Raw genomic sequence first — 16026 nt, 5'->3', positions numbered from 1 at the left:
CATATTCTCTTAAGGCATTCTCTTCATGTTCAATGCCCCATTGCATAGCAGGTGTTGTATAAGATTGGCTTATTTCCTCTATTAAGCGTTCTGTCATGAGTTTCGTTTTGTAGTCTTCATATTTGCTTGTAGGCAAACCTTTTGCTGTCTTACTGATTACATTGTAAACGTTTGAAGCAGTGACTTTACCCAAGCGCGCTTGAAACCACTCTGCTGTCCTTTGTTCCATTTCACACCGCCGTTTCTTGTTGAGTTGGCGCATATTCGATATCTTGTATAGGTGCATCTAATTGCTCTTGTTGTGCTTTATTCATTTGCTTTCGTTGCTTTTTTTTCAAAGAAAACAAAGCGGTTTGTGCTTGTTTAAAAGACATATCTTTTAGATTTTTTACTCCTATGAAAGAGAGAAGCCTACTTTCTTCAGATTGTGTTTTTTTAATTAATTCTTTGATTTCATTCATCTGTTCAGAAGAGATACCCGCAAGAAGTGTTATTCCATCTGTATCGTCTTCTTTTCTTGCAACATTAAGAAGCATGCCTAAGAGATATCGACGTGCGTAGCTTATAGTAGAACCAACCGCTTGTACGTTGTTTTTACTCCCCGTAGCATCAAGGGGAAATGTTCCTTGTGTTGATATTTCATTGCCCGATATATGCTTTAAAGTCATTTCTACGGTTATACTATTTGAATTCTGGTCTTTGATACGAGAGAACAAGGCAAAGTGATGTTTTGCAAGAGGTTCTTTAATAGCATCAATATATTTATCAAGCGTTGTATAGGTGCTTTTAGTATGTGTATTAATGGCATTTTGTTCGATATTTTTATATTCCACTTGTATAGTAGAAAGATCACGGACAAAGTTTTGACGCTCTTGTCGTTCTATCTCCTTTTCTCGCAATTCAAGAAGGCTCTTGAGACGTTCCATATCGACATCATCTTTTAGAGCTCTTTCTAAAATCAGCTCCATAGCTGTAGATTTGACTTCACAATCGTTCGTTGTTTCCACTAATTCCGTTCGTGTGGTACTTAGTTCACTCATCTTGATTTCCTCCTATTTGAGCGCAATTCACCCGTGGCGTGAATCACGCTGGTGTTTAAAAATGTTGTTTGGTTGTTAGAGTTTGGATTTTATAGGTTGCATTATGTCTTCAGAAATTATGGTATCTACATAAGGCTCGTCTTTATACCCAGAGATAGTGATACAAAGTTCACCTAGATTGTGAGTATTTCTCACAACTAACTGTGCACACAAGGTAGGTTTAATTCCATATTTATACATGATTTATTTTTTCTCGTTTGTTGTGATACGGCTTTCTCCGCAGATCTCTGAATCTCCGTAAATTTTTGCGTCGCCATAAACTCTTGCATTGGGATAAACAATTGCATTTCCGTAAATCTGTGCGTTTTCAAAAATGCGACCACCACCATATACTCGGGCGTTATTATAAATTTTTGCATTGTCATAAATTTTTGAACCCCAAGTAACACAAGCATTATCATAGACCCAGCAATTGCCATCATGAGAGAGATTGCTTTCATTTTCTATAAAGCCCCCAAGGTCCCCAGCCTTAACATCATCAAAATCTCTTAAAGCACGAATGCGGTACAATGTATGGCAACTTACAATATCGGTGGTTTCATTAGTCAATTCGTATTTTTTCACCATGCTTTTTCTCCAGTGGACATGACGTTATCGCCATCAATATCCGCATCACGATAAATTTTTGCGTCGCCATAAATACGTGCATTACCGGAAACTGTTGCCATTCCATAAACTTCGGCAAAACCGTAAACATGTGCATTATGTTTAATTCGTGCACTACCATAAACTTCAGCATCATCATAAACTTGAGCATTATCGTAAACGCAAGCACAAGATAAGACGAATGCATTACCACCTACCCAGCAATTACCATGATGCGATAGGTTGTTTTCATGTTCTATAAAGCCGCCTAAATTACCTTTTTTAATAACTCCAAAGTCTCTTAAAGCGCGGATACGGTGAAGAGTTACCCCTTTAAACTCAGCTTTCTCATCAGTAAGTTCGTACTTCTTTTCCATTAGTTTGCTCCAGTAGATATTCTGCTATTGCTGCCAATCCAATCTTCACAACGTAAATCCGCATCACCGTAAATTTTTACATTTCCGTAAATGTGTGTATTACCGCCAACTTTTGCATTTCCATAAACGCTTGCCTTATCGTAAACATATGCTTCATAATAAACATGAGAATTGCCATAAACATGTGCATGATCAAAAACTTTAGCGTCACCGTAAACGTATGCATCACCGTAAATTTCTGCATAATTGTAAACTTTTGCTTCATCAGAAACGAGTGCATCTCCATAAACCCGCGCATCACCATAAACATAGGCATAACCGGAAATATGTGCATTTTGATAAACACGAGCATTATCATAAACCCTAGCATAATCTCCAACCCAACAATCGCCCCCATGACTAAGATTGCCTTCCTTTTCAATAAAACCGCCAAGGTCACCTTTTTTGACATTTCCAAAATCTTTTAATGCACGTATGCGGTAAAGCGTGCGTCCGCCAACTTCATCCATTTCATCAGTCAATTCGTATTTTTTTTCCATGATTTATCCCCCCTACCTTAAAATAGCGTCACTTCCATAAAATGCTGTATCGCCGGCTACTATGGCATTACCACGAACTTTTGCGTTATTATAAACTTCGGCATCATCATAAACCTTCGCATTTTCAGAGATATATGCATTTTGATAAATACAAGCATTGCCTCCAACCCAGCAATTATCATCATGGCTAAGATTCCATTCACTCTCGACAAAGCCTCCAAGGTCGCCTTCTTTGACATCATCAAAATCTTTTAAGGCGCGTATGCGATAAAGCGTTATTCCATCAATTTTGATTGTTTCATCAGTGAGTTTATATTTCTTTTTTATCATGATAACCTCCTCTTAATGCATGCTTTGTCTTTTAAGCTCTTGAGACAGCACACCAATTCCTTTTGCTGTGATTTTTGCGCAAGGAATGACTTTTTCTATTCCACTTGCGGTTTGAAGTGTGATAGTTGGACAATCCATAAGTTTCTTTTGGATTTTGTCTTGATAAGGAAGCAAATTTCCACCTGCTGCTCGTCTGTAAACCCAACCTTTTTTCTGTAAGAAGAGAATGAACTGTTTTGGTTGCATCTCGAGTATTTTAGCGGCTTCTGTAAGACTGAAGAGTCCATTATGACGCTGTAAGCTTTCAAGAGCCATTGCCTTTGGTGTTAAATCTTCAATGATGGTGTCTTTTTGATCTATTTGACCTTGTAGGTAATTCAAAAAGCCAATCATAGCCTTTGGACTTGAATAGTCGATTTGTGGTGTTACTACTTGCTTTACACGCTTTTCACATTCGATAAAGTATAAACGGGCTTCTCTCCCTTTCTGATTGTTCTCAAGCATAGAAAGTTCTTTGGCTCTATCGAGTGTGAGATAGTAGTTAATCGCGATAACAGCCCTAGATTTTGCGCTCGCCAAATTTGGCGACCGCAAATCTTGTGTTTTTACAAAGTCTTCTCCTTCTATAAAATTGTATCTGGTAATACGGTCCTTAATCCAATTTGAAAAGTCACGTTTTGCCTCTAAGAATGCATGCAGATCACGTGCATTTACTGTCTGAACTATTTCCTGATCAATGATTTGTTCTTTAATCTCTATGAGAGTGTTCATGATGAACTCCTATGCAGTCTGTTTAATTTTATTTTTAAGATGCATCATGATAGCTGCTCGTATTTCAGGTCTCGAAAAATCGATTTGGGGATTAGCTGCTTGCTCTTCTAATTTTTTCCAATAATCTATGATTTTTGCGCGTAACACAGTGTTATAACCTAAAATGACAATAAGAGATTCACGTTTAGGAAGATGATAACAAGGAAGAGTACGACCTGTTGAATCTTTGTATAATCCAGCAAAATTACTCAGGTCGATTTTAAGTTCGCTAAATAGTTTACGAATATCTTGCATTACATGGCCATGTCTTTTACCGCATAACTCTGCAATTTCAATGCTAGACATGGTTGGAATTGTTTCGTGTTTGTTTGTATTTTGCTGGATAGCAATTAGCTTTTCCATTACGGACCTCATATTGGGTGGGATTGATGAATGAAAGGGGGCGCTTTTAAAAGCGCCCTTTAGAATTTTTAAAGCACATCACAAGGACGCAAACGGTGTTGTTGTTCATAAGTACCGTAAATCTCATCATTATATTTTTCGTCTGCGATCTCGTCTAAAAGTTCTTGGTAAGCATCACTTTCGAGTACAAAGTCATGAACTTTACTCTCCTCGTGGAGATGTTCGATATTTTCTTTTACATATGCTTCTGCAATTTCTTCAGAGATATCTTCACAATTATTCTCAGAAGGATTGATGCGAAAGATTTGGATTGCATCATCTGCCTCGTCAATAATTTTTAGAACTTGGCTTTCATCCAGTGGTCCCGACCGACCAATGTTTTGATCATCATCATAGACAACTAATAAGATTTCATCAGAATTTATAAGAATTGGCTTATCCATAATTTTTCCTCCCTAACGCCTCTTGGCGATTGTTTGTGCGTGGTTTGTATAATTACTTATACGTAAATGTATAAATACAAGCAAGCAAAAAATCGCATATATTTCATTTTTTTTGCATTTTCACTTAAATGCCATCTTCACAAGCAATAGAATCAAAAACTTTATTGGGATTATTTCATAAGTAGACGATAGGATTTGCGCGGTAATATTGCAACTATTTCTCCAACCCATTTTATCTTTGCATTTTTAATTGGTAGCGCATTCCATGATTTGAGTACAATGCCCTCTGAAGAGCGAGTAATTTGTTTGATAAAACGCCTATTATCTTCTGTTAGAACGACAACTTCATCACCGTAATAATCGCTCATTGGCTTTGTTTGCAGATGTTTAACTACGATTAAATCACCATCTTTATACACGGGATACATGGAATCTCCACGAACCATGAATCCTATTGTTTCAAAAGGCAAATCAAATGGTATTTCGATTGTTTCAAGCCCATCTTCTGGGATTTGCTCAACATCGGTATCAATCTCTAATCCTGCTCCTACATACCCCATAACAGGAACAACTGTAGTAATTTGATTATAACCTTTTAAGCTTTTATAAAGTTCTAAAATTGCGTCTCTGTGTGAACCTCTGGGATCTGATTCACTTCCTAACCATCTTGACACGGTCGCTTGGGTTACATTTAATCTATCGGCAAGATCTTTTTGATTAAGACCAAACTCAGATTGCAATACTTGCAATGTCGCAATGATATTTTTCGTCATAATTAGTTACTTATGATTTTAAAATTAAAAAAATCTATTGTTTTTTTTAATTAACTCTATACAATTGCGTATATGGTTAAAATTAAGGAGCTTAACTCAAATGGACACAGAGGAAAAATTAAAGATTAAATCTATCCGAAAGTGTTTATCGCTAACACAAAAGGAATTAGCAGATATTTTAGGTGTTAAGCAAGCTTCTGTTTGTCGTTGGGAACAAGGCAAAGGACTATCTTTAAATAGTTATTTAAAGCTGCAAAAGTTGAATGATAGTTCTAGCTCTAGTTCTGCTTTTATTGCTGCTTCTACAGAAAAGAATGAACATCAACAGCACCATTCACACTCTTAAAGAAGAAAGATCATGAGAAACGGAATATTGAAGAAACTCTACACACGGATTTGTAGATTAATAGGTTGTAATACGAAAATTGAGAATGGAGGTAAGTTTGTGAAAGAATTTATACAAATACCGGATCGTGATTGTAGCATAGAAGATCTTATAAAACGACATAGAACTCATACAAAAATTCTTGCAAAACAAGAAGAATGGCATAAGTCACAATTTGATAGTTGGATGAGATGGCATGAAGCAACTCTTGCAGAGCGAGATAAGTCAATTGAACAACAGCAAGTAGTACTTGAAAACCTATCCTCTTTAATTAAGCAAAAAAATGAAACGCTATACAGCCAAAGGCTAAAGTTAGCTTCACAGATGAAAGTTATTGATGAATTAAACAATAAAATCACTGAGTTAATCAACAAAAAAGAAGAACCGAGATTGATCGATTTTATTTTTGCAGGAGAAGTTTTTTAACTTGCGTCATTTGAGCCAAAAATGAGGATTGTTAATTAACAATGAATCATTGCGAGGTTCCTTTTTCAAAAACATTTTTGCAAGACAGGCAATCACAACGCGCCCTGTCACAACAGCAGCATTTAGACTCTTAAAAAGAAAGATCAGAGATGATAGATGTCCCACATATCACTATAAGCAAGGTCAAGTTGATTAATCTTGTTAATAAGATTGGACGTGAAGACATATATTATGGTGTTCGCTCGCCTAATCAGACATGTGAAAGTTGCATAGATCCCTCATCAACAGGTTATCTTATCTATATACTGCAAAATATTTTTGCGCGTGATGATAGAAATTATTTTCCGTTATTGCCATACGATGATTTTAATCAGTGGTTTTCATCTGCCTTTACGCAAGCTTTTACAACTTGGTTTGATAATTATTTTTCTCAAGATTTGTCATCTTTTCATCGCCTAAATGAGCTACTTTTGTTTACAGCTTTAGTCGAAAGTAATCTTGGCTTCTTAAGGGATGACCTCATCAAAAAAAGAGAAGAAGAAATCAAATTAATAAATGATGCGTGTAGTGTGCGTCTGAATTGAGTTAATCCACTTTTTTAAAGTCTATGAGGCTGGTTTGTGTTGTTACAGTCATTTTTGTTTCTGGTTGCAGTGGGGATGTATGGGTAATGATTAAAGTAACTTGGTCTTTTATATCTTCTTCACGTGCTGCTACAAAAATAAGGATTTTTGAAGGTTTGCCTTCTGAGGGAGCTATAGAAATATTAACATCGATTTCTTGTCCCGTTCGAAAATCCTTTGCTTTATCACAGAAGCCAGGGAATACTCGCGATTCTGCAACCGCCTCAGGATTAACATATGGTGATTGTATTTGCCAAGTTTTTTGCCTAGGTTTGTATATGATGCCATATCCAAGAATAAAGCGAGAACTATCTTTTAGCTTTATATTTAAAATATGGACGACAGTTTGTGCATTATTTTCTACCTTTAAGAAAAGAAGCGTCCACTTGTCCTTTGTTGGAAGATGCGGTCCAGTTGCATATATGGAAAGTGGCGGTCCTAAATCCTGTACTCTTTTGTTATCTAACAAAATTTTAATATGTTCTTCTGACCATTTGGCAAGATCTTTTGTCGATATTGCTTGCTCTTTAAGGACTATCGTCTGTTCTTGGCTTTCTGCAAATTGCTTGCTTATCCATTCTCTATCTTCTTCTCGTTTTTTTGCAGCTGTTTCTAAATCATCTTTGCGGATTTTAGCGGCTTCTTTACGGTCTTTATTTCTTAAAATAAGCGCTACAGAAAGCGACACAGCAAATGACACAAAACCTGTAAGAAGTATCTTTATCCATTCTTGCATCTTTCCCCTCCCCACTTTTTTAGAATCGTTGGGAGGATACTTTTTCATAAACATTTTTTCAAGACAGGCAATCACAACACGCTCTGTCATAGCAAACATATAAATACGTAGAGCCTTAAGGGGGGATTATGATCACTAACGCACAAACCATTTTATGTCTTGATCTAGGGACCAAGACAGGCTGGGCAATATGTGCAAAAGGGCATACGCCTAAAGACGACAACGAAGCAGATGCTTTAGCAATTTTATATTTAATGAAAGAAGGGGAAACCACTAATGTCAAATAAAAACCAATGGATAAAAATTAATGTAGAAAAATGGCTTCTTGATCTCGCTGATTTACCTCCTACTGAAGGCAATATTTACATGAGGTTGCGATTAAAAATGTTACACACTGGGAAGCCTCTTACAAACAATTTACGAGCCTTGTCCTCATTAGCTCGCTGTTCAATTGACGAGCTTGATGATGCGCTAGATCTCTTAGCTGAAACTGGACACATCTTTCTTTTTGACGACAACCACATCTGGAGTCCAGATGTTGAAGAAGAGCTGAAGAACAACAATCAACAATCAGAAATCGCATGGCATAAGCACAGGGAGGACAAAGAGAATGTCCAGTAAATTACCGTGGACGAGGCTTTTTGCAGATAGGTGGGCAGTAGTTGTCGATTATTTACCTCCTGTAGAAGGTAATATCTATATGAGATTGCGGTTTCGCATGCTTCGTACTGGTGAACCTCTTTTTTGTAACATTAAAGTTTTGTCTCATTACACTGGTTATTCAGTAAAGAAATTTGAGACAGCTTTGAATGTTTTGCTAGAAGAAGGATATATTATTCGTTTAGCAGATGGTCGTTTATGGAATCTCGATGTTGAAGAAGAATTAAAAAATTGCAATGAGAATTTAAATAAACTTTCAGAAAAAGCTATAAAAGCTGCGAATACTAAGAGAAAAAAACATAAAGATGACTCATCAAAAGACCATGATGATGTCATGATGATGTCATCACGAGGTCATGATGACATCATGATGAAACACATTAACATAAACAATAACATATATAATAAAAAAACTAATACTATCGTATTAGCAAAAAAAGAAATTGGTTCTGAAAGTTTAGAAACAAACGATTTGGTTGACGAGCCAACAGAGGTTGCTGCTGTTGAAACCACATCAGAGCAAATCACAACCTCATCAGACAACCAACCTCCCATTCACGAGCAAGAGAACGTTCCCAAAAAAGCAAAACGAGCGCAAGCTAATCGCGGTTGTCGATTGCCAGAGGATTTCAAACCTAATTTGCAATACGCAATCGATCAAGGATTAACGCATGATGAGGCGCTGTTAGAAACCGAACGGTTCACAAATTACTGGATAGCAAACCCAGGTAAAAATGCAAACAAACGAGATTGGCAAAGGACTTGGTACAATTGGGTTACAAGCCCTATCGGAACGCTAGCAAAGAAAAAAGCAAGATTAGAACAGGAAAAACGGTTAGGTGGTTATCATGGAAAATTCACTCAGAAAACTTTCACAGAACAGCTTGCAGAAGGCTTCAACCAACTCAGAGATCAACTCTCATCTGGAGAAGATTATGGAAATGATCAGTCCGGGGTATCCATTGACGCTGAAAGCTGGGAATACATTGACGAAACAGGAGGAAGAGCAAACCTTAGATGCTTGCAATCTTCTACAAGCGTTGCTCTCTGTGAAAGCTTCAGTTAAGCAAATTGAGCAAGCTTCTTTCCTACTCTCAAGCATGAGAGTCCCTGCGAACACAGATTCCAAAGCCGTTGTTCTATCCTATAGCATGATGCTGGAACGGATTTCAGCATATGCTCTGAAAAAAGGCGTCGAAAATATCGTAACTGGTCAAGCAATTGGGATATCAAAAACATTTATGCCAACTTGTGGAGAGCTTTTAACTTATTGCCAGACACTAGAAAATACCCTTCTTTCAAAAGCCGAAACTGTACGTAGAGCAATTGAAAACACACGTGAGAAAGCACTCAAAGAAAAAACAGCGAAAGAGCATTTTAGACCACTAACGCTTGTTCACAAGCAAGAGCTTGAAGAAACTTTAAATGGTCTTGGGGGAGCAGTGAAAAACATTGCAAGTTAGCAAACTAGTGAAAAGTGCTGATCATTTTACGATTAGATATACATTTAAATCGACAAAAAGGTACCGTACAAAGCGATTTAAAGATTTTACGATAAAAAACATATCTGTAATATAAAACGCTCTGTACGGTCAAATTTTAGGTAAATAGACCAATTGGTAAAATTATGGACTAAAAACATGAGAATATTAAAAGACCTGTTCTTAAAAAAGCGTAAACAACCCATGCAAAAAGAGTTTGTTGCAACAGCTGTTGGTTATGTTCCTTGGGGGGACGGAGCAGAGGAGTATTTTTACAACCTCTACGAATATGAAGATGGCACAAGAGAGTGTGAAAAGTTTGATGGCGGCCAGTATTATACCACACCAGAAAATGCGGATTTTAGTACCAAAGCGCAAGTGAAAGCTTGGGTTTACGGTGGGAATATTCCGAAAAGCGTTCTCAATTACGAGCCTCTTATAGACGAGATCAACAGAGAGATCAAAAAATTTTCAGAAGCTTCTGAAAAAACAATGATTAGATGCTAACTCATATCAGGAACAACTTGACAAATTTTTAAAAGCCATTAGGTTACGAAGCAGGCTTAAAACACCTGTAACCAATCGGTTCAATAGTATCCCGAAAGATCTGTTGCCCATCATAAGAAATTTTGTCCAGGGTCTTCACATGTATGTCCAAGGGTAACCTAAAGATGTGAAGGACTGAATTGGTTCGGTTGTTTTAGCCCTGGATACTTAAACTTTTAAAACAAAGGAACCAATATTATGAACACTCTTATTAAAATATCAGAAAAAATTATTGAACAAGAAATTGTGCAAACGGTCAATGCTCGTGAGTTACACGCATTCATGGAAATAGGAAAACGTTTCGCTACTTGGATTACGGATCGTATTAATCAATATACATTTGAAGAAGGTAAAGACTTCATAAAAACACAAGATTTGCGGTTCCCAAAATTGGGAAGCGCAAAATCTAGAGCTGTTACAGTAATAGAATACCATCTCACTTTAGATATGGCAAAAGAGCTTTCCATGGTTGAACGCAACGAGAAAGGCAGACAAGCTCGTCGTTACTTTATCGAGTGTGAAAAAAAGTTAAAAAGCCAATCTGTTGATAATGACCGTGATACACGCTTTGATTTTCCAAAAGATTGGGATAAAATGTCTCCAACTAAAAAGGCTGTTTACATTTATGGCCCTCTCCACATGCATCTTGTTAAAGCCTTTACATTGGTAGAAGAAAGCAAACAGTATAAAACACTCATTGAAGAAGCAAAACAGGTTTTAGAAAAATCTGTTGTAAAAGCTGCTTAGATTTAAAAACATGATTTTATCTTCTCGTCTTCAAAGGCGAGGAGATAGTTAAGCCGCGTTTTTTATTGTAATAACGACTTGCTTGCCGAGAACACTCAGTGCTTGCTCTAAAGTTTGAAGCTTAGTTGGATAATTGGGGTCAAGAATGCGTCTTGCTTCTGTTTCTTTTTTACCCAAACGATGTGCCAATTCTGTTTTTGTAATATTCGCTTCATTAAAGGCTTCTACCACTGCGAGCTTAAGAGCATTCCACGCATCTACCGTAACTTCTACAAGGTCTTTGTACTGCCGTGGTGTAGGCAAAGGCAGACCGCGCATAGAATAGCTCCGTAATGCCAACCCTAAAGCTTCAACAGCATTCTCTAATGCCTCTACTCTATTTTCTCCAGCTGTTATTGCTTCAGGTACATCTGGAAAAGTCACAATAAAACCACCATCCGGATCAGTTTCAAATTTTGCTTGATACGTATATTCCATGTTTAGGTCTCCTCACTATGATCAAAATGTTTTTGAAACGAAAAATTAAAAACGTATGAAATACGAGTTTCATATTCCCAATTGTTTTTTTATTATCTTCACGTAAAGTGGCGTTAATTCACCCGATTTTATAACAGTTGTTTTGTCTCCAAAAGTTACCAAATAATGTGACCCTTTGCCTGCATCTGGAGCTTCACTGTAATGAAGACCTCTTTTTCTGGCTTCTTTGCGTAACTCTCTAAGCAGCGCTTCTCGTTTCATTTAGCCTCCCCTTAATTTGATAAAACCAATATCGCACAAAAAGGTTCGATTGTCAATAATAAATCAAGCAAAAAAGCCTTGCCTTTTTATAACACAGCTATTGAGTGAGTTTATCAAATAAGATTATAAAGTAATGCTTTAAAAAAGTGTGATTAATTAACTGAAATAATTGAAAAAATATGAAAATCATGCTAAGATTTTCTATGTATTAAAATACAAATTTAAGGTAAGAAAAAACATGCTAAATAAAGTAATGTTAATCGGGCGTCTAGGTGCTAACCCCGAAAGCAAAACAATGACTTCTGGAACAGAAATAGTCAATTTTCGTATGGCAACTTCTGAAACCTATACAGATAAAAAGACCAATCAAAAAATAGAGAAGACAGAATGGCATTCCGTGGTGATTTTTAATCCACATTTAGCAAAAATAGCACTTCAGTATCTCAACAAAGGTTCAAAAGTTTACGTAGAAGGCAAATTACAAACACGCAAATGGCAAGATAAAAATGGTGGTGAACATTATACAACAGAGATTGTTTTACCGCAATTCAAAGGCGAGTTGTATTTGCTTGATGTAAAGAAAGAGCAATCGGCATCCCATGCCCCTTCACCTATTACTTCTCAAAATTATGCTATCGCTTCAGGGGCTCAAGATTATAGAACGGCTCTTAACGATAGCGTCCCATTCTGATTGAAAAAAAATATGACAAAAAGAAAAAAACGTGCAAAACGCGGTCGTCCTCGGATTAAAGGATGTATCAGAGAACCAAATGGACGTATCTCACGAGCAAAAACACCGCATGAACCCATGGATAAATTGGCAATTGAAATGCGTGCCAAACGCTTTGGCTTGACCATAGAAGAGGCTAAAAATCCACTTTCCGCTACTTATATCGGACGGCTTTATCTGCAAGGTGTAATTAATCAAGATCAGTATGATGCTGCACAAAAATATCTTGAAGTGAGAAATAATTATCTCTGTGCAAAAGCCTTACCAAATGCAATTTATGATGACTTTACTCCATCTTTAAATGAAGAGGCAAAAAAACAATGGATTGAAAAAACTACTCATTACTATGAAGCAATGAAAGAGGTGCTAAAAGAAGCACAATGCCTTTATAGACAGCACAACCTTTATGCCGCGCTACAGTATCTTGTTAGTGAAGATCAATCACTGCCACATCTTGTCGGTTCGCTGTATGTTGCTCTGAATGCACTTCATAAACATTTTATACAAAACCGCTAAATTTTAAGCAGCATTTTGAACATTGATAGTGATCTCTTTTCCAAGAGCAATGAGAGTGGATTCTAAAGCATCTAATTTTGTTGCGTGGTTTAAATCCAATAATCGGTCAATTTGTATTGGGTGAAGTTTTAAAAGACGCACGAGATCAGCTTTGCGTAAATTCTTTTCAACCATAGCGTTGTGTATTGCAATTTTTAAAATAACTAATGAAGATACTTCAACAAAAGGATAGGCAGCATCACGAGCTCCAAAAGGGACCACTTCTCGATCTTGGAAACGCCCCATAATAACTGTTAAAAGGGCATTTTTAGCGTGTTCCAAAGCCTCTTTTTCGTCGTTACCATAGGTAATAAATTCTTGAAAGTCTTTGGAAACGACAAGAAGAGTATCATTGTCATCTTTGATAAACTTAAGTGCATATTTCATTTACATCTCCATATTCAGACTTACCTTAGGTCAAGATCTTTAAGAATCTTTTGAACTAATCCCGTTCCTAATTCTTTCCGCGTACCATGCATAGGTAAAACGGATTTTTTAGAACCACGTTTTACAAGCAAATGGCCACCTTTCCCTGAGGTAAAACTGCAACCATGTTTCGTAAGATATCTTTTTAATTCTTGACTGTTCATAAATATAATATAACATCTAAAATGTTTAAATACAACATAAATGTTGTTATTTGTATAAAATTAAAGATTGGCTTTTAAAATACTAAGTTTTGATCAAAAAAATTAAAAATACACAATATCGTGATTTTTCTATTGACAATACGTGAAAAATCGTATTTAGTGGCAGTACGGCACTGGTTGTATTGCGTCTAAAATTCAAAAATATCCCCTAAAATTTGATAAAATCTTAAGCTTTCAAGAGGGCTTAAAGTACTGTTTTTATTGATAAAACAGACTAATCTATTTTGCACATATCAAACGCCATTCAGTAACCAATGATGTCATTAATTCATTGCCTCAAAAGGAGCGAAGATGAAAGCAATCATCACCAAGCCAATGTGTGTTGTTGGCGATAATAAAAGCACTGTTCGTTTTGAAACTTCAACTCCCAATAATCCATTTGTTGAAGTTTCTAATCAAGTCTACGCACGTCTCAAGCGCGCCAATGCTGCAAAACTTTTTGTTGACGTCAAGACAACAGCAAAAACAGATAAGGCAATTGAACAAATTAAACAGATAGAACAAGAAGCCGTACAAACATCGTCTGAACCAGTGACAGAGGAAATTCCACTCGAACAGCCAAAAGCATCTAAAGCTTCCAAGTCACCTACCCCAAAAAAGGCTTAGAAGTTGAAGTTAATCATCCACCCAAAATGCTATCTTCAACAGGTGAAGGATACCTTCACAAACCTTCAAGCACCACGCCTTAATTGGGCTCTGCGTAATGCTCTAAACACTGCAGCAAAACAAGTTGAACGCTTTACTGAAAAGCAAGTTGCAGACATCTCATCAGCCCAAATAAAGCGTATAAGAAGAGGTGTTTATATTAAAGAAAAGGCAACAGCAAGGTTTCTTGAGACAGATATCATTGGTTCTGGAACACCGATACCTCTTAAATTTTTTAAAGCAAACGAAACAAAACGCGGCGTAACTTACACACTGTTTGGAAAGAAAGAAATATTACCCCATGCTTTTATCAAAGGTGGGAGTTTTCCAAAGCGCGTTGAATTAAAAAAGCTGAATGGGAATGTGTTTCAAAGAGCCGATGGAGATCAATTCCCCATTGCAAAACAAAAAGGACCCTCCATTGCTGGGGTGATGTCCAAGCCAGAGATTGCAAGTGCTATTGTAAAAGAAGCCAATGAAAGACTAATCAAAAACATACAGAGACAACTTAAACGTCAAGAATACGCCGCCAATAAGAAAGCTAAATAATGTTCTTAAGCTATGTCACCACACTACTCACAGCAATCTTATTACTTGACAAGATTCACGAAAAACATATATCGTTAAATCAGGTGCCTAGAAAACACCTTGATAGATAGCGGATAGATTGCCGGAACAATCTCTTCTCTGCACATTAAGGCTTTGACTCATTCTATGCTCGTCGCATATAATGATCTCGTCGGGTGTAGTTATGCTATACAATACCCTTTTGGGAAAAGCATAACGACGGACTATCTACCGTGTTTTCTAGCACCCGATACCCCTTGGGGTATGAATAGAAGGCATCTAAGTAGATAGGAGTTCGTTATGAACAATTTAGTAAATACCCAAACCACTTTAACAATGTCTAGCCGTGAAATTGCGGAATTATGCGATAAAAGGCATGACAATATTGTAAGAGATATTCGACAAATATGTACTGACCTCAAAATTGAGGTGAGTAAATTTCAAGGAAATTATAAGGATTCTACAGGACGTAAATTAGTCTGCTACAACCTACCTAAGCGTGAATGCCTTATCTTAATTTCAGGATACAGTACAGTGTTGCGTGCTAAGATCATTGACCGCTGGATAGAACTCGAGAGTCAAGAACAGACCGATTACGATAATGATACACGCTTTGATTTGCCAAGTTATTGGGAGGGTATGAACGCTGGTGAAAAAGTTTTATATCTTTTAGGTCCAATTCATGTGCGTCTTCTTGATGCCTTCAGAGTAGATGAAGAAAACAGAAAATATAAAGCTCTCATTAAAGAAGCAAAACAGGTTCTAGCAAGATCTGTCGTAAAAGTCGCTTAGTTTAAAATATGATTTCATCTTCCCTGCTTGCAAAGTGGGGAGGATATTAATTCAAAGAAGATTATCGATAATGCTTCGCTTTTTCCAGAAAAAATACAATAAAATCAATTCAAAAGGTACTTCCCAGCGGGTTGGGTCTGTTGCGGGGCGGACGAGCGCGAACTATCGCTAGCGACAGAATTTTCAATTTGACTGTACATTGTACACATAACTCATTGATAAATAACGAATTTAATGTGTTAATTATTTCCTTATCGTATTAAATCTTGTTTTTCAGTTGGTACCGTAAATCTCTCTTTATCCTAATACGCCGTAACCACCTCCTTCTTAGGACAGAAAAGAAGGCAAGGAGCAACTATGAATAAGAAGAATCGTAAGGGTCTATCGGTTCGTGCGTTTGCGAAGAAGATGGGTGTTTCACATAA

General features: G+C 36.9%; 29 protein-coding genes. 14 read left to right on the top strand and 15 right to left on the bottom strand.

The features are described from left to right. The 10 genes from ACFIL3_RS07850 to ACFIL3_RS07805 form a co-directional block, all read right to left on the bottom strand. On the bottom strand, positions 1-229 hold a 229-nt coding region (locus tag ACFIL3_RS07850), incomplete at its 3' end, for a YqaJ viral recombinase family protein (RefSeq protein ID WP_375682026.1). Position 230: 1 nt separating this feature from the next. Then, positions 231-1040, bottom strand: a complete 810-nt coding sequence (locus ACFIL3_RS07845) for an ERF family protein (protein ID WP_375627699.1) — start codon at positions 1038-1040, stop codon at positions 231-233. A 243-nt stretch (positions 1041-1283) separates the two neighbouring features. Beyond that, on the bottom strand, positions 1284-1667 hold the full coding sequence (locus tag ACFIL3_RS07840) for a hypothetical protein (protein ID WP_273790346.1): 384 nt from the start codon (positions 1665-1667) through the stop codon (positions 1284-1286). Next, complete coding sequence (locus tag ACFIL3_RS07835; protein ID WP_375613985.1) at positions 1661-2062, bottom strand: hypothetical protein; 402 nt, start codon at positions 2060-2062, stop codon at positions 1661-1663. Before ACFIL3_RS07835 ends, ACFIL3_RS07840 begins: the two co-directional genes overlap by 7 nt. Beyond that, positions 2062-2601: a hypothetical protein gene (locus ACFIL3_RS07830; protein WP_375613984.1), complete on the bottom strand. Its 540-nt coding sequence runs from the start codon at positions 2599-2601 to the stop codon at positions 2062-2064. Before ACFIL3_RS07830 ends, ACFIL3_RS07835 begins: the two co-directional genes overlap by 1 nt. 12 nt (positions 2602-2613) lie before the next feature. After that, on the bottom strand, positions 2614-2931 hold the full coding sequence (locus ACFIL3_RS07825) for a hypothetical protein (RefSeq protein WP_375607465.1): 318 nt from the start codon (positions 2929-2931) through the stop codon (positions 2614-2616). Positions 2932-2943: 12 nt separating this feature from the next. Next, complete coding sequence (locus tag ACFIL3_RS07820; RefSeq protein WP_375682025.1) at positions 2944-3702, bottom strand: antA/AntB antirepressor family protein; 759 nt, start codon at positions 3700-3702, stop codon at positions 2944-2946. A gap of 9 nt (positions 3703-3711) precedes the next feature. Then, entirely contained in the window at positions 3712-4104 is a 393-nt protein-coding gene (locus tag ACFIL3_RS07815) for a Rha family transcriptional regulator (protein ID WP_183194579.1), read from the bottom strand. 68 nt (positions 4105-4172) lie between these two features. Next, positions 4173-4547: a hypothetical protein gene (locus ACFIL3_RS07810; RefSeq protein WP_375621129.1), complete on the bottom strand. Its 375-nt coding sequence runs from the start codon at positions 4545-4547 to the stop codon at positions 4173-4175. Between the two features lie 170 nt (positions 4548-4717). Further along, complete coding sequence (locus tag ACFIL3_RS07805) at positions 4718-5320, bottom strand: S24 family peptidase (RefSeq protein WP_375613929.1); 603 nt, start codon at positions 5318-5320, stop codon at positions 4718-4720. 100 nt (positions 5321-5420) lie between these two features. Between ACFIL3_RS07805 and ACFIL3_RS07800 the strand changes: the two genes are divergently transcribed. From ACFIL3_RS07800 to ACFIL3_RS07790, 3 genes are all read left to right on the top strand, one after another. Next, complete coding sequence (locus ACFIL3_RS07800; RefSeq protein ID WP_375613930.1) at positions 5421-5666, top strand: helix-turn-helix transcriptional regulator; 246 nt, start codon at positions 5421-5423, stop codon at positions 5664-5666. A 99-nt stretch (positions 5667-5765) separates the two neighbouring features. Next, a complete protein-coding gene (locus ACFIL3_RS07795) occupies positions 5766-6131 on the top strand; it encodes a hypothetical protein (protein ID WP_375613931.1) in 366 nt (121 codons plus the stop codon). Between the two features lie 149 nt (positions 6132-6280). Then, positions 6281-6715, top strand: a complete 435-nt coding sequence (locus tag ACFIL3_RS07790; RefSeq protein ID WP_375609734.1) for a hypothetical protein — start codon at positions 6281-6283, stop codon at positions 6713-6715. Position 6716: 1 nt separating this feature from the next. Here the strand turns inward: ACFIL3_RS07790 and ACFIL3_RS07785 are convergent, their stop codons facing one another. Then, complete coding sequence (locus tag ACFIL3_RS07785) at positions 6717-7589, bottom strand: hypothetical protein (protein WP_375682024.1); 873 nt, start codon at positions 7587-7589, stop codon at positions 6717-6719. A gap of 29 nt (positions 7590-7618) precedes the next feature. Here ACFIL3_RS07785 and ACFIL3_RS07780 point away from each other — a divergent pair, with 29 nt between their 5' ends. The 6 genes from ACFIL3_RS07780 (at position 7619) to ACFIL3_RS07755 (ending at position 10924) form a co-directional block, all read left to right on the top strand. After that, positions 7619-7777 carry a hypothetical protein gene (locus tag ACFIL3_RS07780; protein ID WP_375613935.1) on the top strand — a complete coding sequence of 53 codons (159 nt, stop codon included), beginning with the start codon at positions 7619-7621 and terminating at the stop codon, positions 7775-7777. Continuing rightward, on the top strand, positions 7767-8111 hold the full coding sequence (locus ACFIL3_RS07775) for a DUF1376 domain-containing protein (RefSeq protein ID WP_375613934.1): 345 nt from the start codon (positions 7767-7769) through the stop codon (positions 8109-8111). Before ACFIL3_RS07780 ends, ACFIL3_RS07775 begins: the two co-directional genes overlap by 11 nt. Continuing rightward, positions 8101-9216 (top strand): hypothetical protein, encoded by a 1116-nt coding sequence (locus ACFIL3_RS07770; protein WP_375682023.1) that lies wholly within the window; start codon positions 8101-8103, stop codon positions 9214-9216. The genes ACFIL3_RS07775 and ACFIL3_RS07770 overlap by 11 nt, the downstream gene beginning before the upstream one ends. After that, on the top strand, positions 9200-9613 hold the full coding sequence (locus ACFIL3_RS07765; protein WP_375682022.1) for a hypothetical protein: 414 nt from the start codon (positions 9200-9202) through the stop codon (positions 9611-9613). The genes ACFIL3_RS07770 and ACFIL3_RS07765 overlap by 17 nt, the downstream gene beginning before the upstream one ends. A 177-nt stretch (positions 9614-9790) precedes the next feature. Continuing rightward, on the top strand, positions 9791-10138 hold the full coding sequence (locus ACFIL3_RS07760) for a hypothetical protein (RefSeq protein ID WP_375675067.1): 348 nt from the start codon (positions 9791-9793) through the stop codon (positions 10136-10138). A 237-nt stretch (positions 10139-10375) separates the two neighbouring features. Beyond that, positions 10376-10924, top strand: a complete 549-nt coding sequence (locus tag ACFIL3_RS07755) for an antA/AntB antirepressor family protein (RefSeq protein WP_375633208.1) — start codon at positions 10376-10378, stop codon at positions 10922-10924. A gap of 48 nt (positions 10925-10972) precedes the next feature. Here ACFIL3_RS07755 and ACFIL3_RS07750 read toward each other — a convergent pair whose 3' ends face one another. Both ACFIL3_RS07750 and ACFIL3_RS07745 read right to left on the bottom strand, forming a co-directional pair. Beyond that, positions 10973-11401: a type II toxin-antitoxin system HicB family antitoxin gene (locus tag ACFIL3_RS07750; protein WP_375633209.1), complete on the bottom strand. Its 429-nt coding sequence runs from the start codon at positions 11399-11401 to the stop codon at positions 10973-10975. Positions 11402-11470: 69 nt separating this feature from the next. Continuing rightward, a complete protein-coding gene (locus ACFIL3_RS07745) occupies positions 11471-11662 on the bottom strand; it encodes a hypothetical protein (protein WP_038473479.1) in 192 nt (63 codons plus the stop codon). 238 nt (positions 11663-11900) lie between these two features. Between ACFIL3_RS07745 and ssb the strand changes: the two genes are divergently transcribed. Continuing rightward, positions 11901-12353 carry a single-stranded DNA-binding protein gene (ssb, locus tag ACFIL3_RS07740; protein ID WP_375682021.1) on the top strand — a complete coding sequence of 151 codons (453 nt, stop codon included), beginning with the start codon at positions 11901-11903 and terminating at the stop codon, positions 12351-12353. A gap of 12 nt (positions 12354-12365) precedes the next feature. Beyond that, positions 12366-12908 (top strand): hypothetical protein, encoded by a 543-nt coding sequence (locus ACFIL3_RS07735; RefSeq protein ID WP_375682020.1) that lies wholly within the window; start codon positions 12366-12368, stop codon positions 12906-12908. Between the two features lie 3 nt (positions 12909-12911). Here the strand turns inward: ACFIL3_RS07735 and ACFIL3_RS07730 are convergent, their stop codons facing one another. Both ACFIL3_RS07730 and ACFIL3_RS07725 read right to left on the bottom strand, forming a co-directional pair. Continuing rightward, entirely contained in the window at positions 12912-13334 is a 423-nt protein-coding gene (locus tag ACFIL3_RS07730) for a HicB family protein (protein ID WP_100131245.1), read from the bottom strand. Between the two features lie 20 nt (positions 13335-13354). Then, on the bottom strand, positions 13355-13537 hold the full coding sequence (locus tag ACFIL3_RS07725) for a type II toxin-antitoxin system HicA family toxin (RefSeq protein ID WP_038473319.1): 183 nt from the start codon (positions 13535-13537) through the stop codon (positions 13355-13357). Positions 13538-13888: 351 nt separating this feature from the next. Here ACFIL3_RS07725 and ACFIL3_RS07720 point away from each other — a divergent pair, with 351 nt between their 5' ends. The 3 genes from ACFIL3_RS07720 (at position 13889) to ACFIL3_RS07710 (ending at position 15601) form a co-directional block, all read left to right on the top strand. Next, entirely contained in the window at positions 13889-14203 is a 315-nt protein-coding gene (locus ACFIL3_RS07720) for a hypothetical protein (RefSeq protein WP_375651457.1), read from the top strand. A gap of 3 nt (positions 14204-14206) precedes the next feature. Then, entirely contained in the window at positions 14207-14791 is a 585-nt protein-coding gene (locus ACFIL3_RS07715; RefSeq protein WP_375682019.1) for a hypothetical protein, read from the top strand. A gap of 318 nt (positions 14792-15109) precedes the next feature. Further along, positions 15110-15601, top strand: a complete 492-nt coding sequence (locus ACFIL3_RS07710) for a Rha family transcriptional regulator (protein WP_375668728.1) — start codon at positions 15110-15112, stop codon at positions 15599-15601. Positions 15602-16026: the final 425 nt, after the last annotated feature.

Origin of the sequence: Bartonella sp. CE47NXGY, from assembly GCF_042195415.1 — a bacterium.
Taxonomy (GTDB): domain Bacteria; phylum Pseudomonadota; class Alphaproteobacteria; order Rhizobiales; family Rhizobiaceae; genus Bartonella.
Note: the sequence above shows the minus strand (reverse complement) of the source record. Positions and strands in the feature narration are given on the sequence as shown.